Consider the following 21,756-nt stretch of genomic DNA (forward strand, 5'->3'; position numbering starts at 1 on the left):
CCGGATCCATGAACCAGCAACTCGCGGGCTACGCCCCCACCCCGGTCACGGCCCGGATGGAGAACCACGGCCGCTCCATGCTCAAGGTCGCCATGGCCTCCGGCCAGGACCTGTACGCGCGCACCGGCTCGATGGTCGCCTACGAGGGCTTCGTCACCTACGAGCCCAACCCGCCCGCCGTCCGCCAGGTCGCCCAGCAGTGGGCCACCGGCGAAGGCGCGCCGATCATGAAGTGCTCCGGCGACGGACTGCTCTACCTCGCCGACTACGGCGCCGACGTCGTCGTCATCAACCTCAACAACGACTCCCTGTCCGTCAACGGCACCAACCTGCTCGCCTTCGACGCCCACCTCCAGTGGGGCGTCGAACGGGTCAAGGGGCTCGCCAAGTTCGCGGGACAGGGCCTGTTCAACGTGGAGATCGCCGGCACCGGCTGGGTCGCGCTCACCTCGCGCGGCACGCCGATCGTCGTCGACTGCGGCCGCGGCGAGGACGAGACCTACGTCGACCCGGACGCGCTCGTCGCCTGGTCGCCGGCGCTCAAGGTGAAGGGCAAGCGCAGCTTCAAGGCCTCCTCCCTCATCGGGCGGGGCAGCGGCGAGGCCTTCCAGATGGCCTTCTCCGGCCAGGGCATCGTCGTCGTACAGCCGAGCGAGGACAGCACCGACCGCCTGCGGGTCCGGGGCTGAGGGGGAGCGAGAACACATCATGCAGAGCCCGCTTTTCAACCACGCGGAACAGCAGAGCCAGGAGCGGTACGCCATCCAGAACCCGCAGCTGCTGCGGGTCACCCTCGGCGGCCAGGACGACATCCTGGCCCGCAAGGGCGCGATGGTCGCCTACCAGGGGCTCGTCGACTTCGACGGCGAGTACCAGACCCCGAACCAGCGCCGGGCCCGCGCCCGTACCGGCGAGGGCCTCGACCTCATGCGCTGCTCCGGGCAGGGCACGGTCTACTTCGCCAACCTCGCGCAGTACATCCACGTCGTGGACGTCGAGCCGGAGGGCATGACCGTCGACAGCGCCTACGTCCTGGCGCTCGACTCGACGCTGCACACCGAGGTCATCGCCGTGGACAGCCAGTACGGGGTCTCCGGCACCGGCAAGTACCAGCTGAACGTCTCCGGCCGCGGCAAGATCGCCCTGATGACCTCGGGTCAGCCGCTGATGATGCAGGTCACGCCCGAGAAGTACGTGAGCGTGGACGCGGACGCGATCGTCGCCTGGTCCACCGGGCTGCGGGTGCAGATGCAGGCGCAGACCCACAACTCCAGCATCCGGCGCCGCCGCGGCAGCACCGGCGAGGGCTGGGAGCTCAGCTTCCTCGGCCAGGGCTTCGCCCTGGTCCAGCCGAGCGAGGTCATGCCGCCGCAGAACGCCGCCATCGGACAGGGCGTCGCGGCCCAGTTCGGCGTCGGCCAGCACGGCGCGCACGCCCAGAACCAGAACAACGCCTGGAACTGAGTACGGGTAAGGGGCGGCCTCCCAGGGATGCCGCCCCTTACCCGTCCCTCCATGTCCCTCTCGCGCGTCCCTCGCTCAGAGGCGGGCGCGCGTGCTCTCCAGGAGCCGCACCACCGAGGTGTCGGCGACACCGGCCACCTCGTCGTACCCGTACCAGCGCAGGTCGAGCGACTCGTCGCTGATCTCCGCCACGGCGCCGGGCGGGGCCAGCGCCGCGTACTGCACGTCCAGGTGCCAGTGGCACGGCGCCGGGATCGGGTGCCGGTCGAGCCGGACCGGACCGCCCGGCAGCAGGGTGAGACCGGTGATGCCGGACTCCTCGGTCGCCTCGCGCAGCGCGGCCGCCGCCACCGTCTCGTCACCGGGCTCGCAGTGGCCGCCCATCTGCAGCCACATGCCCAGCTTCTTGTGCAGGGTCAGCAGCACCCGCTCCCGCGAGGGGTCGATCACCAGCGCGCTGCTGGTGAGATGACCGGCCCCGCAGGGCTTGTACATGCCGTCGGGGTGAGCCGCGAGGTGCTCCAGGTAGACATCACGGAGCTCCGGCTGGTCCTCGTACCCCTTCAGGACGAGGACCGCGTCGTCGTGCAGGGTCACTCCTTGCCGCCCTCGTCCTCGGAGTCGCCCCGCGCCGCCTCGCCCAGCATCTTGTCGATCTCGGAGAAGTCCAGCTGCTCGCGGTGGACGAAACCGTCCGGGTCGTCCAGGTCGGTCGCCGTCGGCAGCATGTCCGGGTGCTCCCACAGCCCGTCCCGGCCGTCCACCCCGCGCGCGTCCGTGAGCGAGGCCCACAGCCGGGCCGCGTCCCGCAGCCTGCGCGGCCGCAGTTCGAGGCCGATCAGCGTGGCGAAGGTCTGTTCCGCCGGGCCACCCGTCGCCCGGCGCCGGCGCAGCGTCTCGCGCAGCGCGTCCGCCGAGGTCAGCCGGGACTTCGCGGCCTCGTGGACCACCGCGTCCACCCAGCCCTCGACCAGCGCGAGCGCCGTCTCCAGACGGGCCAGTGCCGCCTTCTGCTCCGGGGTGTCCTCCGGCTGGAACATGCCCTGCTGGAGCGCCTCCTGCAGCTGCTCGGGGTGGGTCGGGTCCAGCTGGCCCACCGCCTCCTCCAGCTTGGACGTGTCGACCTTGATGCCCCGCGCATAGCCCTCGACCGCGCCGAACAGGTGCGAGCGCAGCCACGGCACGTGCGCGAAGAGCCGCTGGTGGGCGGCCTCGCGCAGGGCCAGGTACAGCCGCACCTCGTCCGAGGGGACCCCGAGGTCCTTGCCGAAGGCCTCGATGTTCAGCGGCAGCAGCGCCGCCTTGCCGGCCGGCCCCAGCGGCAGACCGACGTCCGTCGAACCGACGACCTCGCCCGCGAGGACGCCCACCGCCTGCCCGATCTGCTGGCCGAACATGGCGCCGCCCATGGAGCGCATCATGCCGATCAGCGGGCCCGCCATGGCCTGCATCTCCTGCGGCAGCACGTCGCCCATCGCCGCGCCGACCCGCTCCGCGACCGGGTCGACCAGCTGCTGCCAGGCCGGCAGGGTCGCCTCGACCCACTCGGCACGGCTCCACGCCACCGCCGTGCCCGCGCCCGAGGGCAGTGAGGTCACCTGGTCGAGCCACAGGTCGGCGAGCCGCACCGCCTCCTCGACCGCGGCCTTCTCGGCCGGGCCGACGCTGGCGTCCTTGGTGCCGTCGGAGGTGCCCTGCGCGACCACCTGGCGCGCGATCTGCTTGGCCATCTCCCAGTTGACCGGGCCGCCCTCATAGCTGAGCATCTGGCCGAGCTGCTGGAAGGCCGCGCCCAGGTCCTGGGGGTTCATCGAACCGAACATCGCGGCGAACGGATTGTCCGCACCGCCCATGCCGGGCAGCCCGCCGAAACCGAACGGGTTGCCGCCCTGGCCACCGGACCCCTGGCCACCTCCGGCGGGGTCCTTCTTCTTGCCCTCGTCGCCGTTCTCCGGCTCCTCCGGCGGAAGGCCGAATCCGAATGGGGTGTCACTCACAGGTTTCCTCGGCTCGTAGGGCCGCCGGCCTCTGCCGACGGCGGGCTCTCGGCTCGGCTCGCCTCCCCGACTCCACACCACCAGCGTAGACATCCGCACCGGATCCGGGCTCGGTGCTCCGCCGGGCCGTGGCCTGCGGCAGGATGGACGCCACCTGGTACGTACGCGTCATTCGCGCACGTACTGAAGACAACCGCTGGAGACGCCCGGTGAGTTCCCCAGATCCTCAGGTTCGCGCAGCGCGAAACCACTCCACCAGGTCCGCCGCGCGCGGCCCCGTCGTCGCGGTCACCGGTGCCGCGTCCGGTGTCGGAGACCTGCTGACCAGGCGCCTCGCCGCGTCCGAGGAGGTCAAGCAGGTCGTCGCGATCGACGAGCGCCGGGGCGAGGTCTCCGAGGCGACCTGGCACATCCTCGACGTACGCGATCCGGCCATCGCCGAGAAGCTGCGCGGCGCGGACGTCGTCGTGCACCTCGCCGTCGACCTCGACCTGGAGACCGACGCGGCCGCCCGCACGGCCTACAACGTGCGCGGCACGCAGACCGTGCTCACGGCCGCCGCGGCGGCCGGGGTGCACCGGGTGGTGCTGTGCACCTCCGCGATGGTCTACGGGGCGCTGCCCGACAACGACATCCCGCTCTCCGAGGACGCCGAGCTGCGCGCGACCGCCGAGGCCACCGGCGTCGGCGACCTCCTGGAGATCGAGCGCCTGGGGCGCCGGGCGCCGCGCGCCCACCCCGGCCTCAACGTGACGGTGGTCCGGCCCGCGGTCCTGGTCGGCGGCACGGACACGGCGCTGACCCGCTACTTCGAGTCGCCCCGGCTGCTCGTCGTCGCCGGATCACGGCCCACCTGGCAGTTCTGCCACGTCGACGACCTGGTCAGCGCGCTGGAGTACGCGGCTCTGGAGAAGGTCGAGGGCGAGTTCGCGGTCGGCTGCGACGGCTGGCTGGAGCAGGAGGAGGTCGAGGAGCTGTCGGGCATCCGGCGCATGGAGCTGCCCTCGGCCGTCGCCCTGGGCGCGGCGGCCCGGCTGCACCGGATCGGGCTCACCCCGTCGCCGGCCGGGGACCTCGCGTACACGATGCACCCCTGGGTGGTCAGCGTCGGGCGGCTGCACGACGCCGGCTGGCGGCCGCAGTGGACCAACGAGGAGGTCCTTGCGGCGCTCCTCGAGGAGGTCCAGGGCCGGCACACGGTCGCGGGCAGGCGGCTCGGCCGCAAGGACGCCACCGCGGCCGGTGCGGCGGGCGCGACGGTGGCGCTGCTGGGCACGGCGGCCCTGGTCCGCCAGATGCGCAAGCGACGCGGCCTGTAGGAGCCGGGCACGGAGCGGTCTGTAGGACCCTCCTACGGAGGGTCTGCCGCCCCGGGCGAAAGCGCTATTCCGCCTCCCCGGCTCCGTACGGCACCATGGCCACATGGCAGACAAGCACGACCACCCCGGCGAGCTGGGCGCTGACGACCCGATCAGGCTCCTCGCGATCCGTGACACCCCGCTCTCGGTCGACGAGGTCTTCCGCGCGGTAGGCGACGACGCGGCGGGCGGCACGACCCTGTTCGTGGGCACGGTGCGCAACCACGACGGCGGCGCCGACGTCGACGCGCTCGGCTACTCCTGCCACCCCTCCGCCGAGGCGGAGATGCGCCGGGTCGCCGAGAAGGTCGTGGCCGACTACCCGGTCCGCGCGCTGGCCGCCGTACACCGGGTGGGTGACCTCCATGTGGGTGACATCGCGGTGGTCGTCGCGGTCTCCTGCCCGCACCGCGGAGAGGCCTTCGAGGCCTGCCGCAAGCTCATCGACGACCTCAAGCACGAGGTCCCGATCTGGAAGCACCAGACGTTCTCGGACGGCACCGAGGAGTGGGTGGGGGCCTGCTAGCAATGCACGACTCGCCGCAAGGCGCCACGCCGACCGGCTGTAGTCGAACGCCCCGATTTGCGTAACCGGCCCCCAGGGCAGAGCGTTGGTTTCGCGGATGACTAATCTGCTGATCAACTCACTGGGGATGGGAGGTCGGGATGGCAGCGCTGGCCTGGTTGCTGATTCCGCTTTTCGCAGTCGTCGGCGCGGCGATATGGGGAAGCTGGGCTTCGAGGAACAAGACCATAGGCGACGTCGCCGAGCTCGCGGGCTATGCGCGGTTCCGGGACGCCATGGAGCGGTCGCACCCGACCGCCGCTTCCGCTTCGGCCCGCCCGGAGCACGAGTCGTCCCCGGCGACGGCGTCCGCCGCGAGCCCCGCAGCGACCCCCGCCGCGTCCTCCACCACCGGCTGAGCCCCCGTACGGACCGCCTCGCGCGCCCGCCCCGTACGGACCGCCCCGGGGGTGCACTCACAGACCAGTCCCGTACTGTCGTTCCATGCCACGCCGCACCGCGACGATGCTCGCCTCCACCCTGGTCCTGATCACTCTGCTCTGTGTGGGCGTCCTCATCCCGGTGAACTACGCGGAGATGAGCCCCGGTCCGACGGTGAACACCCTCGGCGAAGCGCGCGGAGAGCCGGTCCTGCAGATCTCCGGCCGGAAGACCTACCCGACCGGCGGGCACCTCAACATGACGACGGTCCGGGTCACGAGCGCGGACTACAAGATGAACGTCGTCGAGGCCGTCTACGGCTGGCTCGCCCACGACAGCGTGGTCGTCCCGCACGACACCCTCTACCCGGACGGGAAGACCGAGGAGGAGTCGAGCCAGGAGAACGCCGAGGAGTTCAGCCAGTCGCAGGAGAGCGCCAAGGTCGCGGCCCTGAGGGAGCTGGGCATCCCGGTGACCACCCGGGTCGTGGTCGCCACCGTCGTCAAGGGCACCCCCGCCGAGGGGAAGCTGCACGCCGGTGACGTCATCCGCGCGGTCGACGGCGTCGCCGTCAAGGAGCCGGGCGACGTCGCCAAGCAGGTCACCAAGCGCAAGCCCGGGCAGGACGTCGAGTTCACGATCGTCCCCGCCAAGGAGGCGGCCGACGCGGAGAAGGCCCACAAGGACGCCACGGCCACCAGGAAGGTGGTCCTCACCACGACCAAGTCGGAAGAGGGCGACCGGGCCATCGTCGGCATCCAGGCCGGCACCGACCACGTCTTCCCGTTCACCGTCGACATCAAGCTCGCCGACGTCGGCGGCCCCAGCGCCGGCCTGATGTTCGCGCTCGGCATCGTCGACAAGCTCACCCCGGAGTCCCTCACCGGCGGCAAGTTCATCGCCGGCACCGGCACCATCGACGACCAGGGGAAGGTCGGCCCGATCGGCGGCATCGAGATGAAGCTGGTCGGCGCGCGCAAGGCGGGTGCCGAGTACTTCCTCACCCCGGCCGAGAACTGCGCGGCCGCCGCCTCCGACACGCCTGAGGGCCTCACCCTGATCAAGGTGAACACCATCGACGACGCGACGAAGTCGCTGGAGAAGCTGCGCAAGGGCGACACCGCGTCACTGCCGAGCTGCTCGAAGAGCTAGAGCGGGTACGCGAAAGGGGCGCCCCTTCCGGGCGCCCCCTGGGGCTGAGAAGCGAACCGCGCCTACGACGCGAACGTCGCCGCCAGCGCGTCGGCAAGCCCCGGCACCAGGTCAGGACCGGTCAGCACCTCGCTCGGCGAGTCCTTCTCGCGCAGCCGGATCGCGGCCTCGCGCGCCCCGTCCCGCAGCACGGCGACGGTCATCCGGACCTCCTGGCGTTCCGGGTGCCGGGCCACCCACTTGGCGAGCCCGGCCTCGTTCAGGCCCTTGGGCACGGCGGCCTCCGCCGACGGCGGCAGCATCAGCCGCTCCACCGTGAGCGCGCAGCCGGCCACCGCGTCGGGCCAGGCGATGGTGCCGAGGAACTCGTCGAGCGGCTTCCCGGCCGGCAGCTCCTCCTGCTCGATCGGGGTGTAGGCGGTGGCGGCGTCGCCGCCCGTGAGGCCCAGCTGGGAGGCGAGCGAGGGCTCCTTGGCCCGCAGCCGGGCGGTGTCGACCAGGGCGAAGAGCCGGGCCGGCCGGTCCCAGCCGAGGCCCGAGGCGTACTCGTCGATCTCGAGCACCGCGCGGGTGAGGGGGCTCGCGGCCATCTGAGGGCCGGAGGGGGAAACGTTGGACATGACCCATATCCTGCCTCGTCTTTCCCCGAACCCCCTCTTTCCCCGGAAACGGGAACTAGGTAAAGCCTCAGTAAGTTGCATCAGTGGGCTCTACGATCGCGGAGCCTGCTTATCGACGCATCAACCTCGAGGGGCGCACGTTGGCTTTCCAGATGCCGGACCGCGGAGGCGGCACAGGCCCGTCCGGGCCAAGGATCAGAGTCGGCCGGCCGTCCCGGCGCGCCCGTACGCTGCTCATGACGCTGGGCGTCCTGGCCGTGCTCGCCATGGCGTTCGTGATGTTCGCCGGATTCTGGACGGACTGGCTCTGGTTCCGCTCCGTCCACTACTCGTCCGTGTTCACCACCACCCTGTGGACCAAGATCGGCCTTTTCCTGGTCTTCGGTCTGCTGATGGCGCTGGCCGTCGGCCTGAACATCTGGCTGGCGTACCGGCTGCGCCCGCCGCTGAGCGCGATGTCGCTGGAGCAGCAGAGCCTCGACCGCTACCGGATGGGGATCGCCCCCTTCAAGAAGTGGCTGCTGCTCGCCGTCACCGCGCTGGTGGGCCTGATCGCCGGCGCCTCCGCCTCCGGGCAGTGGCGGACCTGGCTGATGTGGGTGAACGGGGTCTCCTTCGGCGAGAAGGACCCGCAGTTCCAGCTGGACGTGTCGTTCTACGCGTTCGACCTGCCCTGGTACCGCTTCCTGCTCGCCTTCGGCTTCGCCGCCACCGTGCTCTCGCTGATCGCCGCCGCCCTCACGCACTACCTGTACGGCGGGCTGCGGATCACCAGCCCCGGCGCGCGCGCGACCGCCGCCGCCACCGGGCACCTGTCGGTGCTGCTCGGCGTCTTCGTGTCCCTGAAGGCCGTGGCGTACTGGCTGGACCGGTACGGCCTCGCGGTGAAGTCCAGCGACTTCAAGGCGACGGGCAACTGGACCGGACTGCGCTACGTCGACGCCAACGCCTACCTGCCCGCGAAGACGATCCTGTTCTGCATCGCCGTGATCTGCGCCGTGCTGTTCTTCGCCACCCTGTGGCGGCGCACCTGGCAGCTGCCGGTGATCGGCTTCGGCCTGATGGTGCTCTCGGCGATCCTGATCGGCGGCCTCTACCCGGCCATCGTGCAGAAGTTCCAGGTCCAGCCGAACGAGCAGGCCAAGGAAGCGCCGTACATCAAGAAGAACATCGATGCGACGCGCAAGGCCTACGCCATCGACTCGACCAAGCCGGAGGACTACTCGGGCAAGTCGACGGTCAAGGCCAAGGACCAGCTGCGCAACGACGCCGACACGGCGGCCAGCTACCGGCTGATCGACCCGAACATCGTCTCGCCGACCTTCCAGCAGCTGGAGCAGAAGCGGAAGTACTACCAGTTCCCGCTGACCCTCGACGTCGACCGCTATCAGGGCAAGGACACGGTCGTCGGCCTGCGTGAGCTGAACATCAAGGGCATTCCGAAGCGGAACTGGATCAACGACCACTTCACCTACACCCACGGCTACGGCGCGATCATGGCCACGGGTACGCAGACGGACGCCAACGGCTCCCCGATCTTCACCGAGCAGGGGCTGCCGACCACGGGCCAGCTCGGCCCGTACGAGCAGCGCATCTACTACGGCGAGAAGACCGACCAGTACTCGATCGTGGGCGGGCCCCAGAAGGAGCTCGACTACGAGGAGAACGGCGAGAAGACCACCAGCTACGAGGGCAAGAGCGGGGTCAACCTCTCCAACGCCTTCAACCGGGCGGCGTACGCCGTCGCGTTCAGCGAGCCGCAGATCCTCTACTCGGGGGCCATCGGCGACGGCTCGCGGATCCTGTACAACCGCACGCCCAAGGAGCGCGTCGAGGCCGTCGCGCCCTGGCTGACCATCGACGGCGACGCCTACCCGGCGGTCGTGGACGGCCGCATCCAGTGGATCGTCGACGCGTACACCACCACCAACGGCTACCCGTACGCCTCGCGCACCACGCTCGGCGAGACCACGGCCGACGCCCTGACGGTCGGCAACCAGCAGCGCGCGGTCGTCGCCCAGCAGAACCAGGTCAACTACATCCGCAATTCGGTGAAGGCCACCGTCGACGCCTACGACGGCACGGTGAACCTCTACCAGTGGGACAAGCAGGACCCCGTCCTCAAGACCTGGATGAAGGCCTTCCCGGGCACGGTCAAGGCCCGCGAGGACATCGCCCCGGACCTCATGAAGCACCTGCGCTACCCGCAGGACATGTTCAAGGTCCAGCGCGAGCTGCTCACCCGCTACCACGTCCAGGACCCGGCCCAGTTCTACAGCGGCTCGGACGCCTGGCAGGTGCCGGACGACCCGACCAACAAGGACGGCAACGCGGTCCCGCCGTACTACCTGAGCATCAAGATGCCCGGGGACTCGGCGCAGAATTTCTCGCTGACGACGACGTTCACGCCGAACGGACGCCCCAACCTGGGCGCGTTCATGGCGGTGGACGCCGACGCCACCAGCAAGGACTACGGGAAGATAAGGCTCCTGACGGTCACGGAGGAGGTGCCAGGGCCCGAACAGGTGCAGAACAAGCTCAACGGTCTGCCGAGCGTGGCCCAGTTCGTCCGTGACATGAAGGGCGCCGACTCCGACATCCAGTACGGCAACCTGCTGACGGTGCCGCTGGACGGCGGCTTCCTCTACGTCGAGCCGGTGTACGCCCAGGGCCGTAACGCGCACTACCCGCTGCTCAAGAAGGTCGCGGTGTCGTACGTGGACGCGGACCAGCCGGACGGGGACACCACCAAGGACACGACGGTGTTCGAGGACAACCTCACGGCGGCGCTGAACGCGGTGTTCGGCGTCGAAGGGACCACCCCGCCGCCGGCGCAGCCGCCGGGCACCACCAAGCCCCCGGCGCCGACGACGAACGACGCCGCGCTGAAGCAGGCCATCGCCGACGCGCAGAAGGCGTACGACGACGGCGAGGCGGCGCTCCAGAAGGGCGACTGGGCGGCCTACGGCAAGTCCCAGGAGGCCCTGCAGGACGCGCTCCAGCGGGCGGCGGACGCGGGAGCGAAGCTCCAGAGCGGCGCCGGGGGCGGCAAGGCGGGCGACAAGGCGGGCGACAAGCCGGCCACTCCTCCGTCCTCCAAGCCCACGCCGAGCGGCTCGCCCAGCCCAGGCGGCTGATAATCCGGTCTGACTCCGTCCCGCGTCGTGATAGGTTTAAGGAACCGACGCGGGGTGGAGCAGCTCGGTAGCTCGCTGGGCTCATAACCCAGAGGTCGCAGGTTCAAATCCTGTCCCCGCTACTGAATGACGAGGGCCCGAATCCATGTGGATTCGGGCCCTCGTCATGTCCGGAGCGCGACGCGGGCCCCGAAGAGCGCTGTGGAGGGGGCGAGTTGGGGTGAGACGTGTTTGACTTATCTCTCTGTGGGCATGTCGACAAAACGCTGAAGTGACCTCACTGGCTGCGGTATACCAGGTGTACGCGGGTTGCGGGTGGTGCGACGATGGTATTTATGGGGGACAGGGCAACTCTGTTGGAGACAGGGCGGTTTGTGCAGCGGCATGCCAGGAACGCCGCAGACGAGATCATCGAGGCCGCGGGGGCCGTCGATGCGGCCCTCGACACCACCGCCGACCACGAGACCGAGGCCGGTCACCGGCGTGCCGCCGAGAACGGCGACGCCGCCGCGATGAGCGTCCTCGGCGCACTGCTGCTGCGCCGCGGCGACCTGGACGGCGCCGAGCCGTATCTGCGCGGAGCCACCGCCGAGGGCGACCGTGCCGCCGCCAACAACCTGGGCGTGCTGCTGCACCAGCGCGGCTACCCCGACGAGGCCGCCGGCTGGTGGCGGGTCGCCGCCGTCGCGGGCTCCGCACCGGCCGCGCACGCGCTCGGCCGCCACCACCGCGAGCGCGGCGACGAGCCGGCCGCCGAGTACTGGCTGCGCCAGTCCGCCGAGCAGGGCCACGCCCTCGGCGCGTACGCCCTCGCCGACCTCCTGGAGCACCGCAGCGACGTCGGCGCCGAGCGCTGGCTGCGCGCCGCCGCCGAGCAGGGCCACCGTGAGGCCGCCTACCGGCTCGCCCTCGCCCTGGAGCGCCGGGCCACCGAGCCGGCCGCCCGCGGCCCGCACGCGTACGACACGGGCACCGGCCTGCGTACCTCCGCGGCCGAAGGCGCCCCGGGCGCGACGGGCCCGCGCACCGCCGCGCCCGCCGAAGCCGCCGCCGGTACGGGCGAGGGCACCGTGCCGCCCGGGAATCCGTCGCCCACGAAGGGGCTCGCCGAGGCCGAGCAGTGGTTCCGGCAGGCCGCCGCGCGTGGCCACCGCCGGGCCGCGCTGCACCTGGGCGCGCTCCTGGAGAAGCGCGGGGAGCTCAAGGAGGCCGGGCGCTGGTACCTGACCTCCGCCAAGGACGGAGAGGCCAAGGCCGCCTGCGCGCTCGGATTCCTGCTGCGCGACGCGGGCGACGAGGAGAGCGCCGCCGTGTGGTGGCTGCGAGCCGCCCAGGACGGCGACGGCAACGCCGCCAACGCGCTCGGCGCGCTGCACGCCGCCCGCGGCGAGCAGCAGACCGCCGAGCGCTGGTACCGCGCCGCCATGGACGCGGGCGACGTGAACGGGGCGTACAACCTCGGCCTGCTCTGCGCCGCCCAGGAGCGGACCGCGCAGGCCGAGCAGTGGTACCGCCGCGCCGCCTACGCGGGTCACCGCGAGGCCGCCAACGCGCTCGCCGTCCTGCTGCTGCAGGCGGGCGACGCGGGCGGCGCCGAGCCCTGGTTCTCCAAGGCGGCCGAGGCCGGCAGCGTGGACGCCGCCTTCAACCTCGGCATCCTGCACGCGGGCCGCGACGACGACCGTACGGCGCTGACCTGGTACGAGCGGGCCGCCGCCGCGGGGCACACCGAGGCCGCCCTCCAGGTCGGCATCGCCGCCCTGCGCGACGGCGACGAGCAGGCGGCCGAGCGTCATCTGCGGTGCGCGGCGGGCGGTGGCAGCGCGGAGGCGGCCTTCCGCCTCGCCACGGTCCTCGACGCGCGTCGACCCGCGCCGGGACCGCCGGTGCTCGGCGCGCCGCGCGAGGAGAAGAGCGAGTGCGAGGAGTGGTACGAGCGCGCCGCCGAGCAGGGCCACCGCCGCGCCCAGGTGCGGGTGGGCATGCTCGCCGCCGGTCGCGGCGACGTGGCGGAGGCCGCCCGCTGGTACCGGGAGGCCGCCGAGGCGGGCAGCCGTAATGGCGCCTTCAACCTGGGGCTGCTGCTCGCCCGCGAGGGCGGCGAGCGGGAGGCCGCGCTGTGGTGGACGCGCGCCGCCCGGGCCGGCCACGGCCGGGCGGCCCTCCGGCTCGCCCTGCTCGCGGCGCGGCGCGGCGAGCTCACCGAGGGGCGCCGCTGGTGCGCCCGAGCGGTGGAGCTCGGTCCCGCGGAGGTGGCGGAGCGGGCGGCGCGGCTGAGCGAGGCGCTCCACCAGGAGCTCACCGCCTAACGGATTTGCTCTGCTCCGAACGGTCCCGTAAGGTTGGGTTCACCGACGCGGGGTGGAGCAGCTCGGTAGCTCGCTGGGCTCATAACCCAGAGGTCGCAGGTTCAAATCCTGTCCCCGCTACTCAGTAGCACGAAGGCCCGGATCCGGAAAACGGATCCGGGCCTTCGTCGTTCCAGGATGCCTCGGATGCCTCGGATGCCTCGGATGCCTCGGATGCGGGCAGGCCGGCGTACGAGAAAGCCCCCGCCGGTGACGGCGGGGGCTTCCCTCATACAAGCGTCGAAGAGCGTCAGGCCGACGTCGCGCAGCTCGGGCAGATGCCCCGGTACGTGACCTCCACGTCCGAGATCGTGAAGCCGAAGCGCTCCGTGTCCGGCAGGTCGGCCAGCGGGTCGCCGGCCGGGTGGACGTCGCGGATCGCGCCGCAGCGGCCACACACCAGGTGCTGGTGCGGGCGGTGGGCGTTCGGGTCGTACCGCTTGGCGCGGCCGTCCGTGGCGACCTCCATCACCTCGCCGAGCGTCACCATCTCGCCCAGCGTGTTGTAGACGGTCGCCCGGGAGATCTCGGGCAGCTTGCCCACGGCGCGGGCGTGGACCTCGTCGGCGGTCAGATGCACGTGATCCCCGTCGAGGACCTCCGCCACCACACGCCGCTGCGCGGTCATCCGCCAGCCGCGACCGCGCAGTCGTTCCAACAGGTCACTCATGGGGGTCAGCCTAACAGTCGGGGGAGCCGTGTCCCGAACCGGTGTGAGTTTGGAAGTGAGCTTGACTTAGACATTGTCTATCATAGGATCGAATACGGCAAAGGCCAGGACAGGGCTTGCCGCAGAAGCGATGGCAGCAGGAGGCGCACGTGACGCAGGGACCGCTCACCACCGAGGCCGGGGCGCCGGTCGGGGACAACCAGAACAGCGAGACGGCGGGCGTCGGCGGACCGGTCCTGGTCCAGGACCAGCTGCTCCTGGAGAAGCTCGCGCACTTCAACCGTGAGCGCATTCCGGAGCGCGTGGTGCACGCCCGCGGCGCGGGCGCGTACGGCACCTTCACGGTGACGGCCGACGTGAGCGCGTACACCCGGGCCGCGTTCCTCTCCGAGGTCGGCAAGCAGACCGAGACGTTCCTGCGCTTCTCCACGGTCGCCGGCAACCTCGGTGCGGCCGACGCCGTGCGCGACCCGCGCGGCTGGGCGCTGAAGTTCTACACCGAGGAGGGCAACTACGACCTCGTCGGCAACAACACGCCCGTGTTCTTCATCAAGGACGCCATCAAGTTCCCCGACTTCATCCACACCCAGAAGCGCGACCCGTACACGGGCAGCCAGGAGGCGGACAACGTCTGGGACTTCTGGAGCCTGTCGCCCGAGGCCACCCACCAGGTGACCTGGCTGTTCGGCGACCGCGGCATCCCCGCCTCGTACCGCCACATGAACGGCTACGGCTCGCACACCTACCAGTGGAACAACGAGGCCGGCGAGGTCTTCTGGGTCAAGTACCACTTCAAGACCGACCAGGGGATCGAGAACCTCACCCAGGCCGAGGCCAACCGGCTGGCCGGCGAGGACCCCGACAGCCACCAGCGCGACCTGCGCGAGTCCATCGAGCGCGGCGACTTCCCGACCTGGACCGTGCAGGTGCAGATCATGCCGGCGGCCGACGCGGCGACCTACCGCTTCAACCCGTTCGACCTCACCAAGGTGTGGCCGCACGCGGACTACCCGCCGATCGAGATCGGCAGGCTGGAGCTCAACCGCAACCCGCAGAACGTCTTCGCCGAGGTCGAACAGAGCATCTTCTCGCCCGCGCACTTCGTGCCCGGCATCGGCCCGTCCCCGGACAAGATGCTCCAGGGCCGGCTCTTCGCCTACGGCGACGCCCACCGCTACCGCGTCGGCATCAACGCCGACCACCTGCCGGTGAACCGCCCGCACGCCACCGAGGCGCGCACCCACTCCCGTGACGGCTTCCTCTACGACGGCCGGCACGGCGGCGCCAAGAACTACGAGCCGAACAGCTTCGGCGGCCCGCAGCAGACCGGCCGCCCGCTGTGGCAGCCGCTCCCGGTCACCGGCGTCACCGGCGACCACGCCGCCCCCTCGCACGCCGAGGACGACGACTTCGTCCAGGCGGGCGACCTCTACCGCCTGATGTCCGAGGACGAGAAGGGCCGGCTCGTCGAGAACCTGGCCGGCTTCATCGCCAAGGTCTCCCGCGACGACATCGTCGAGCGCGCGATCGACAACTTCCGCAAGGCGGACGACGACTTCGGCAAGCGGCTCGACGCCGCGGTCCAGGCCCTGCGTGGCTGAGGGCGCCTGCCGTAGGTAGAAGAGGGCCGGACCTCCCGTATCCGTACGGGGAGTCCGGCCCTCTCGCGTGCCGCCGGACGCGCACCAGCCGTCAGGCGCCGAGGCGGGCCGGCTCAGACGCCGAGGTGGGCCGGTGTCCAGCAGCGGATGATGTCGCGCACCGAGACGATGCCGACCGGCCCGTGGTCGTCCAGGACCACGAGATGACGGAAGCCGCCGCGGGTCATCGCCTCCGCGGCCTCCGCCAGGGTCCAGGTGGGGGCGGCGAAGACGATGTCCTTGGTGGTGTGGGCGTCGGCGGTCTCGAGGTCGGGATTGCGGTCCGCGCCGATCGCGTTGAGGATGTCGCGCTCGGTGAGGATCCCGAGCCCGCTGGTGTCGGTGTCGAGGACGACGGCCGCGCCGACGCGCCGCGCGGACATCAACCGGGCTGCCTGGCGGAGGGTATGGGCCGGGCCGATGGTGAGGACCATCGTGCTCATGGCGTCACGGACGAGCATGGAGGGACCACCTCCTGTTCGAGAACTCTTTCACAAGTTCACAAGTGGGGGGAGTCTCAGAGTGACACCGGTCGAGGCGCCCAACAAGAGGGCGCGCGCGGCGCGTTCAGCCGCCGAGGTAGCTCAGCAGTTCCCCGTGCAGCAGCCCGTTCGACGCGACCGCGTTCCCGCTGTGCGGGCCGTGCCGCCCGTCGAGGCCGGTGAAGGTGCCGCCCGCCTCCTGGACCACGATCGCGGTGGCCGCCATGTCCCACAGCGACAGTTCCGGCTCCGCGCACATGTCGACCGAGCCCTCGGCGACCATCATGTACGGCCAGAAGTCGCCGTACGCCCGGTTCCGCCAGCACGCGCGGGTGAGGTCGAGGAAGCCGTCGAGCCGGCCGCGCTCCTCCCAGCCGCCGATGCTGGAGTACGCGAACGAGGCGTCCTCCAGGCGGCCGACCTTCGACACCCCGAGCCGGGTCGCCGAGGCCAGGCTGCGGCCCGTGTACGCGCCGAGCCCCTTCGCGGCCCACCAGCGGCGGCCGAGCGCGGGCGCCGATACCACGCCCACCACCGGCTGGAAGCCGGTCTCCCCGGCCTCCATCAGCGCGATCAGGGTCGCCCACACGGGCACCCCGCGCACGTAGTTCTTGGTGCCGTCGATCGGGTCGATCACCCAGCGGCGCGGGCCGGTGCCCTCGACGCCGTACTCCTCGCCGAGGATCGCGTCACGCGGCCTGGCGCGCTTCAACTGCCCGCGGATCAGCTCCTCTGCGGCCTTGTCGGCCTCGCTCACCGGGGTCATGTCGGGCTTGGTCTCGACCTTGAGGTCGAGCGCCTGGAACCGGTCCATCGTGGCCGCGTCCGCGGCATCCGCGAGGACATGGGCCAGACGCAGATCGTCGTGGTAATCGGCCATGGTCGAAACTCTATCCCCCGGACAGGGATCGGCCTGCGGCGGCCCTTGACAGTGCGTGGCCGCCCGTCAACGCTGAGCGCAGAACCGACCCGGCTGGGAGGCGAGGATGCCGACTGCCCGAGAGACCCTGCTCGACGCGGCCCTCGCGGCCCTCGGCGCGCTGCCCTGGTCCGCGGTGCGGATGGTCGACGTGGCCGCCGCCGCCCGGGTCTCCCGGCAGACCCTCTACAACGAGTTCGGCAGCAAGGAGGGCCTCGCGCGGGCCCTGGTGCGGCGCGAGGCCGACGGGTACCTGCGGGGTGTCGAGGCCGCGCTCGCCGAACCGGGGCCGCCCGCCCGCCGTCTGGTCGCCGTCGCCGAGTGGACGGTCGCCGCGGCCGCCGCCCGGCCCGTGCTGCGCGCCCTGCTCACCGGCGCCTGGGGCGAGCGGCTGCCCGTCCCGCGACCCGCGCGCGCCGGGTCCCGCAGCGCCGCCGTACCCGAGCAGCGGCGCGCCGACGCCGGGGTGCCGTCACCGGGGGAGCTGCTCGCGCAGGCCCGGGACCGGGCGGCCGCGGTACTCACGGCCGAGCCCGGGGCCGCCGTGCACTCCTGCGAGCTCGCGCTGCGGCTCGCCCTGTCGTACGTCGTGGCCTCGGCGGGGGTGGCGACTCAGTGGGAGGACCCGGACAGCTGGAGGCCGATGACCCCGACGATCACCAGCGTGATCGAGACGATCTTGAGCGTGGACACCAGGTCGCCGAGGAAGATCATCCCGTAGATCGCCGTCCCCGCGGCGCCGATCCCGGTCCACACCGCGTACGCCGGACCCACGTCGAGCTTGCGCAGCGCAACGGTCAGCAGGCCGAAGCTGCCGAGCGCGAAGCAGGCGAACGCGACCGTGGGCCACAGGCGGGTGAAACCGTGCGAGAGCTTCAGGCAGACCGCGAAGCCCGTCTCCAGGAGACCGGCGACCACCACCAGCAGCCACGCCATCGTCAGTGCCTCCCACGCCGTCGGTGACTGCTTCGTCGCACTTGGTGCGATTATGCACTTACCAACAGCCGGCACCCCCGCAAACGTGCGCGACTCAGTCGCCCTCGCGTCGCTCCCGGGTCGCGAGCAGCCGCCGCAGCGAGTACAGCCGGGCCGGGTCGGCGTGACCCTCCTCGACCCACGCGTCCAGGGCGCAGTCCGGCTCGTCGTGGGAGCAGGCCCGCGGGCAGTTCTCCGTGCCCGGCTCCAGGTCCGGGAAGGCGTTGATGACCCGGGACGGGTCGACGTGGTGCAGACCGAAGGAGCGCACGCCCGGCGTGTCGATGACCCAGCCGTCCGACTTGTCCAGCGGCAGCGCGAGCGCCGAGGTCGTGGTGTGCCGGCCGCGGCCCGTCACCGCGTTCACATGGCCGGTGATCCGCCGCCGCTCCTCCGGCACCAGCGCGTTCACCAGCGTCGTCTTGCCCACGCCCGAGTGCCCCACGAACGCCGTCACCCGGTCGCCCAGGTACTCCCGCACCCGGTCCGCCGCGCCGCCGTCGTACAGCTCCTCACGGTTGACCACCACGTACGGGATGTCGAGCGCGCCGTACAGCTCGAGGATCTTCTCCGGCGGCGCCAGGTCCGACTTCGTCATCACCAGGAAGGGGTCGAGCCCGCCGTCGAAGGCCGCGACCAGACAGCGGTCGATCAGCCGGGGGCGCGGCTCGGGGTCGGCGAGCGCGGTGACGATCGCCAGCTGGTCGGCGTTGGCGACGACCACCCGCTCGAAGGGGTCGTCGTCGTCGGCCGTGCGCCGCAGCACCGAGCTGCGCTCGCCGATCCGCACGATCCGCGCCAGCGTGTCCTTCTCGCCCGACAGATCGCCCACCAGGGAGACCCGGTCGCCGACGACCGCGGCCTTGCGGCCCAGCTCCCGGGCCTTCATCGCCATCACGATCCGGTCGCCGACCAGACAGGTCAGCCGGCCCCGGTCGACGGTGAGGACCATGCCCTCGACGGCGTCCTCGTGCTTGGGGCGGATGGTCGTACGGGGGCGGTTGCCCTTGCGGTTGGGCCGCTGGCGGATGTCGTCCTCGTCGGTGTGCTTGCCGTAACGCCGCATGACTCAGGCTCCGAGCATTTCGGTCCACATCCTCGGGAAGTCGGGCAAGGTCTTCTCGGTCGTCGCCACGTTCTCGATCTCGACACCCTCGACGGCGAGGCCGATGATCGCGCCCGCGGTCGCCATCCGGTGGTCGTGGTACGTGTGGAAGACGCCGCCGCGCAGCGGGCGCGGGCGGATGCGCAGCCCGTCCTCGGTCTCCGTCACGTCGCCGCCGAGCCCGTTGATCTCCTTGGTCAGAGCAGCGAGGCGGTCGGTCTCGTGGAGTCGCAGATGGGCCACGCCGCGCAGGGTGGAGGGGGAGTCGGCCAGGGCGGCCACGGCCGCGATGCCCGGGGTGAGCTCGCCGACCTCGCCCAGGTCCACGTCGATGCCGTGGATCCGGCCGGTGCCGGTGAAGGTCAGGCCCCGCTCGGTCAGCTCGCAGGAGCCACCCATCTCGGTGAAGATCTCCCGCAGCGCGTCACCGGGCTGGGTGGTCCGGGCCGGCCAGTCCGGCACCGTGACCCGGCCGCCGGTCACCAGGGCCGCGGCCAGGAACGGCTGGGCATTGGACAGATCGGGCTCCACGACCAGGTCGCGGCCGAGCAGCGCGGACGGTGCCACCCGCCACACGTCGGGGCGGCCGCCGTGCTCCGGCTCGTCGACCTGGGCGCCGACCGCCCGCAGCATGTCGACGGTCATCCGGATGTGGGGCAGCGAGGGCAGCCGGTCGCCGACGTGCCGTACCTCCACGCCCTGGTTGAAGCGCGCGCCCGAGAGCAGCAGGGCGCTGACGAACTGGGAGGACGAGGAGGCGTCGATCTCCACGACACCGCCCTCCACGCCGGCGCCGCCGTGCACGGTCATCGGCAGCGCGCCGCGCCCCTCGTCGTCGATCCGGGCGCCCAGCGCGCGCAGCGCGTCGATGACCCCGTGCAGCGGGCGCTCGTGGGAGCGCGGGTCGCCGTCGAAGCGGACCGGACCGTCGGCCAGGGCCGCGACCGGCGGCAGGAAGCGCATGACCGTACCGGCGTTGCCGACGTCCACGGCCGCCGGGCCGCGCAGCCCGGACGGGATGATCCGCCAGGCCTCGCCGGTTCCGTCCGGGCCCACGCCCTCCTCGATCTTGACGCCGAGGGTGCGCAGGGCCTCCGCCATCAGCAGGGTGTCGCGCGAGCGCAGCGGCCGGCGCAGCCAGCCCGGCTCTGCGGCGAGCGAGGCGAGGACGAGGGCGCGGTTGGTGACCGACTTGGACCCGGGCACGGTGACGGTGGCGTCGACGGCACCGCCCGCATAGGGGGCGGGCCAGAGGCCGGTGAGCGGATCGGTGTGCGGGGAGCTTTCGGTCATGCCCTCACTTTACGGGGGCACACGGTGCCCGCTACACGCCGAGCAGCCAGCGTCCGCCGCCGATCAGACAGCACAGCGACACCGCGTGGAAGAACAACAGCCACAGCGTGGGCGGCACATGGGTGAGCCGCCCGAGCTGGTCGGCGTCGGAGTCCCCGGCCCCGCCGTGGCGCCGCTTCGCCTGGAGCTCGAACGCCGGCCGCACCCCGCCGACGAGCAGGAACCAGACCACCGCGTACGCGAACGCGGACTGGACGTCGGGGCCGGTCAGCCAGGACACCAGGAGGAACAGGGCGCCGGTGAGCAGCACGATGAAGATCCCGTACGCGTTGCGGACCATCACCAGCAGCGCCACGAGCAGCGCCGTTGCCAGCCACAGCAGCAGCGTCACCCGGTGTCCGGCGAGGAGCGCGGCCCCGCCGAGGCCGAGCAGCGGGGCGGCGGTGTAGCCGGCGGCGGCGGTCAGGATCATGCCGAGGCCCGTGGGGCGGCCGCGCGAGACGGTCAGCCCGCTGGTGTCCGAGTGCAGCCGGATCGACTGGAGCCGGCGGCGGGTGGCGATCGCGACCAGGCCGTGGCCGCCCTCGTGGGCGATGGTGACGGCGTTGCGCGACAGCCGCCATATGGAGCGGGGCACGACCGCGGCGAGCGCGGCGACCGCGGTGGCGATCACGATCCACTGCGTGGGGGCGGGCTGGGTGCCGAGAAGATCGAGGGTCATTTCCTGGACGGCTCCTCGGTAGGGGTCGGGTCCGTGGCAGTGTGGCACTCATGTGCGGACGTTATGCAGCGAGCAGGCGCCCCGAGGACCTGGTGGACGTCTTCGAGGTCGAGAGGTGGGAGCCGAAGGAGACTCTCGAACCCGACTGGAACGTGGCCCCGACCAAAGAGGTCCACGCGGTACTCGAGCGCCCCCTCAAAGACGCGGAATCACGCCGCCCGGTTCGCCAGCTGCGCACCCTGAAGTGGGGGCTCGTCCCGTCCTGGGCGAAGAGCCCGGAGGGCGCGGCCCGGATGATCAACGCCCGGTCGGAGACCCTGCACGAGAAGCCCTCCTTCAAGCGGGCCTTCTCCGCCCGCCGCTGCATCCTGCCGGCCGACGGCTATTACGAGTGGGTGACCGGGGCGGGCGAGCGCGACCTCGAGGTAGAGGGGAAGAAGAAGCGGCCGCGCAAGCAGCCGTACTTCGTGGCCCCCGCCGACGGCTCGGTCTTCGCGATGGCCGGTCTCTACGAGTTCTGGCGGGACCGGACCCTGCCCGACGACCACCCGCAGGCCTGGTGGGTGACCTGCTCCGTGGTCACCACCGAGGCGGAGACCGGCCCGCTCGGCGTGGCCCCCGCCGAGGGCCCGCACTCGCTCGCCGACATCCACCCGCGGATGCCGCTGATGCTGACCCCGGACCGCTGGGACGCCTGGCTCGACCCGGCCCGCACCGACCCGGAGGAGCTGCGTGCGCTGCTCGGCGCGCCGCCCGGGGGCCTGATGCGGGCCTACCCGGTGGCGACCGCCGTCAGCAACGTACGCAACAACGGGCCCGAGCTGCTGAAGGAGCTGGACGGCCCGGAGGAGGCGACGCTGTTCTGAGGCGACGCCCTCCCGGAGAGACCTCGAAGAGACGCCGTTCCCCCGCCCCTTCGGGGCAGGATG

Annotated in this window: 21 protein-coding genes and 2 tRNA genes; 13 read left to right on the plus strand and 10 right to left on the minus strand. The window is 71.7% G+C overall.

Annotated features, from left to right (window positions below):
• Positions 1 to 8 precede the first annotated feature (8 nt).
• The gene (locus tag ACIGEZ_RS12715) at positions 9 to 689 is read left to right on the plus strand and encodes an AIM24 family protein (protein WP_399829541.1); all 681 of its coding nucleotides are present in this window, start codon (positions 9 to 11) and stop codon (positions 687 to 689) included.
• Between the two features lie 19 nt (positions 690 to 708).
• Positions 709 to 1,464, plus strand: coding sequence for an AIM24 family protein (locus tag ACIGEZ_RS12720; RefSeq protein WP_399829544.1), 756 nt, complete (start codon positions 709 to 711; stop codon positions 1,462 to 1,464).
• Positions 1,465 to 1,539: 75 nt separating this feature from the next.
• Here the strand turns inward: ACIGEZ_RS12720 and ACIGEZ_RS12725 are convergent, their stop codons facing one another.
• The gene (locus ACIGEZ_RS12725; protein WP_399829546.1) at positions 1,540 to 2,061 is read right to left on the minus strand and encodes an NUDIX hydrolase; all 522 of its coding nucleotides are present in this window, start codon (positions 2,059 to 2,061) and stop codon (positions 1,540 to 1,542) included.
• Positions 2,058 to 3,461 (minus strand): zinc-dependent metalloprotease, encoded by a 1,404-nt coding sequence (locus ACIGEZ_RS12730; RefSeq protein ID WP_399829549.1) that lies wholly within the window; start codon positions 3,459 to 3,461, stop codon positions 2,058 to 2,060. The genes ACIGEZ_RS12725 and ACIGEZ_RS12730 overlap by 4 nt, the downstream gene beginning before the upstream one ends.
• A 209-nt stretch (positions 3,462 to 3,670) precedes the next feature.
• Here ACIGEZ_RS12730 and ACIGEZ_RS12735 point away from each other — a divergent pair, with 209 nt between their 5' ends.
• The 4 genes from ACIGEZ_RS12735 (at position 3,671) to ACIGEZ_RS12750 (ending at position 6,917) form a co-directional block, all read left to right on the plus strand.
• Positions 3,671 to 4,780 carry an SDR family oxidoreductase gene (locus ACIGEZ_RS12735; protein WP_399829551.1) on the plus strand — a complete coding sequence of 370 codons (1,110 nt, stop codon included), beginning with the start codon at positions 3,671 to 3,673 and terminating at the stop codon, positions 4,778 to 4,780.
• Positions 4,781 to 4,883: 103 nt separating this feature from the next.
• A complete protein-coding gene (locus tag ACIGEZ_RS12740) occupies positions 4,884 to 5,345 on the plus strand; it encodes a molybdenum cofactor biosynthesis protein MoaE (RefSeq protein ID WP_399829553.1) in 462 nt (153 codons plus the stop codon).
• Between the two features lie 140 nt (positions 5,346 to 5,485).
• The gene (locus tag ACIGEZ_RS12745; protein WP_399829653.1) at positions 5,486 to 5,743 is read left to right on the plus strand and encodes a hypothetical protein; all 258 of its coding nucleotides are present in this window, start codon (positions 5,486 to 5,488) and stop codon (positions 5,741 to 5,743) included.
• A gap of 85 nt (positions 5,744 to 5,828) precedes the next feature.
• A complete protein-coding gene (locus ACIGEZ_RS12750; protein WP_399829556.1) occupies positions 5,829 to 6,917 on the plus strand; it encodes a PDZ domain-containing protein in 1,089 nt (362 codons plus the stop codon).
• 62 nt (positions 6,918 to 6,979) lie between these two features.
• On the opposite strand, the gene ACIGEZ_RS12755 is transcribed toward ACIGEZ_RS12750, so the two are convergent.
• Positions 6,980 to 7,537: a PPA1309 family protein gene (locus ACIGEZ_RS12755; RefSeq protein WP_399829558.1), complete on the minus strand. Its 558-nt coding sequence runs from the start codon at positions 7,535 to 7,537 to the stop codon at positions 6,980 to 6,982.
• 152 nt (positions 7,538 to 7,689) lie between these two features.
• On the opposite strand from ACIGEZ_RS12755, the gene ACIGEZ_RS12760 reads away from it, so the two are divergent.
• The 4 genes from ACIGEZ_RS12760 (at position 7,690) to ACIGEZ_RS12775 (ending at position 13,103) form a co-directional block, all read left to right on the plus strand.
• On the plus strand, positions 7,690 to 10,674 hold the full coding sequence (locus ACIGEZ_RS12760; RefSeq protein ID WP_399829561.1) for a UPF0182 family protein: 2,985 nt from the start codon (positions 7,690 to 7,692) through the stop codon (positions 10,672 to 10,674).
• Between the two features lie 48 nt (positions 10,675 to 10,722).
• Positions 10,723 to 10,796 (plus strand) — tRNA-Met (locus tag ACIGEZ_RS12765).
• 204 nt (positions 10,797 to 11,000) lie between these two features.
• Positions 11,001 to 12,983: a tetratricopeptide repeat protein gene (locus tag ACIGEZ_RS12770; RefSeq protein ID WP_399829563.1), complete on the plus strand. Its 1,983-nt coding sequence runs from the start codon at positions 11,001 to 11,003 to the stop codon at positions 12,981 to 12,983.
• A 46-nt stretch (positions 12,984 to 13,029) separates the two neighbouring features.
• Positions 13,030 to 13,103 (plus strand) — tRNA-Met (locus ACIGEZ_RS12775).
• 169 nt (positions 13,104 to 13,272) lie between these two features.
• On the opposite strand, the gene ACIGEZ_RS12780 is transcribed toward ACIGEZ_RS12775, so the two are convergent.
• Positions 13,273 to 13,692 (minus strand): Fur family transcriptional regulator, encoded by a 420-nt coding sequence (locus ACIGEZ_RS12780; RefSeq protein ID WP_399829566.1) that lies wholly within the window; start codon positions 13,690 to 13,692, stop codon positions 13,273 to 13,275.
• 149 nt (positions 13,693 to 13,841) lie between these two features.
• On the opposite strand from ACIGEZ_RS12780, the gene ACIGEZ_RS12785 reads away from it, so the two are divergent.
• Positions 13,842 to 15,293 carry a catalase gene (locus ACIGEZ_RS12785; RefSeq protein WP_399829569.1) on the plus strand — a complete coding sequence of 484 codons (1,452 nt, stop codon included), beginning with the start codon at positions 13,842 to 13,844 and terminating at the stop codon, positions 15,291 to 15,293.
• Positions 15,294 to 15,406: 113 nt separating this feature from the next.
• On the opposite strand, the gene ACIGEZ_RS12790 is transcribed toward ACIGEZ_RS12785, so the two are convergent.
• Both ACIGEZ_RS12790 and hisN read right to left on the minus strand, forming a co-directional pair.
• Positions 15,407 to 15,793, minus strand: a complete 387-nt coding sequence (locus ACIGEZ_RS12790) for a cyclic nucleotide-binding/CBS domain-containing protein (protein WP_399829571.1) — start codon at positions 15,791 to 15,793, stop codon at positions 15,407 to 15,409.
• Positions 15,794 to 15,899: 106 nt separating this feature from the next.
• Positions 15,900 to 16,694, minus strand: a complete 795-nt coding sequence (gene hisN / locus ACIGEZ_RS12795; protein WP_399829574.1) for a histidinol-phosphatase — start codon at positions 16,692 to 16,694, stop codon at positions 15,900 to 15,902.
• Between the two features lie 106 nt (positions 16,695 to 16,800).
• Here hisN and ACIGEZ_RS12800 point away from each other — a divergent pair, with 106 nt between their 5' ends.
• Positions 16,801 to 17,454 (plus strand): TetR/AcrR family transcriptional regulator, encoded by a 654-nt coding sequence (locus ACIGEZ_RS12800; RefSeq protein WP_399829577.1) that lies wholly within the window; start codon positions 16,801 to 16,803, stop codon positions 17,452 to 17,454.
• Here ACIGEZ_RS12800 and ACIGEZ_RS12805 read toward each other — a convergent pair.
• The 4 genes from ACIGEZ_RS12805 to ACIGEZ_RS12820 all read right to left on the minus strand — a co-directional run bounded on the left by ACIGEZ_RS12805 (position 17,346) and on the right by ACIGEZ_RS12820 (position 20,827).
• Positions 17,346 to 17,669, minus strand: a complete 324-nt coding sequence (locus ACIGEZ_RS12805; protein WP_399829579.1) for a DMT family transporter — start codon at positions 17,667 to 17,669, stop codon at positions 17,346 to 17,348. The genes ACIGEZ_RS12800 and ACIGEZ_RS12805 overlap by 109 nt on opposite strands.
• A 94-nt stretch (positions 17,670 to 17,763) precedes the next feature.
• Positions 17,764 to 18,774 carry a ribosome small subunit-dependent GTPase A gene (gene rsgA, locus ACIGEZ_RS12810; RefSeq protein ID WP_399829581.1) on the minus strand — a complete coding sequence of 337 codons (1,011 nt, stop codon included), beginning with the start codon at positions 18,772 to 18,774 and terminating at the stop codon, positions 17,764 to 17,766.
• A 3-nt stretch (positions 18,775 to 18,777) separates the two neighbouring features.
• On the minus strand, positions 18,778 to 20,106 hold the full coding sequence (gene aroA, locus ACIGEZ_RS12815; RefSeq protein WP_399829583.1) for a 3-phosphoshikimate 1-carboxyvinyltransferase: 1,329 nt from the start codon (positions 20,104 to 20,106) through the stop codon (positions 18,778 to 18,780).
• Positions 20,107 to 20,137: 31 nt separating this feature from the next.
• Complete coding sequence (locus ACIGEZ_RS12820) at positions 20,138 to 20,827, minus strand: M50 family metallopeptidase (protein ID WP_399829586.1); 690 nt, start codon at positions 20,825 to 20,827, stop codon at positions 20,138 to 20,140.
• Positions 20,828 to 20,877: 50 nt separating this feature from the next.
• On the opposite strand from ACIGEZ_RS12820, the gene ACIGEZ_RS12825 reads away from it, so the two are divergent.
• Positions 20,878 to 21,693, plus strand: coding sequence for an SOS response-associated peptidase (locus ACIGEZ_RS12825; protein WP_399829588.1), 816 nt, complete (start codon positions 20,878 to 20,880; stop codon positions 21,691 to 21,693).
• Positions 21,694 to 21,756: the final 63 nt, after the last annotated feature.

Origin of the sequence: Streptomyces sp. NPDC085481, from assembly GCF_044541845.1 — a bacterium.
Taxonomy (GTDB): Bacteria; Actinomycetota; Actinomycetes; order Streptomycetales; family Streptomycetaceae; genus Streptomyces.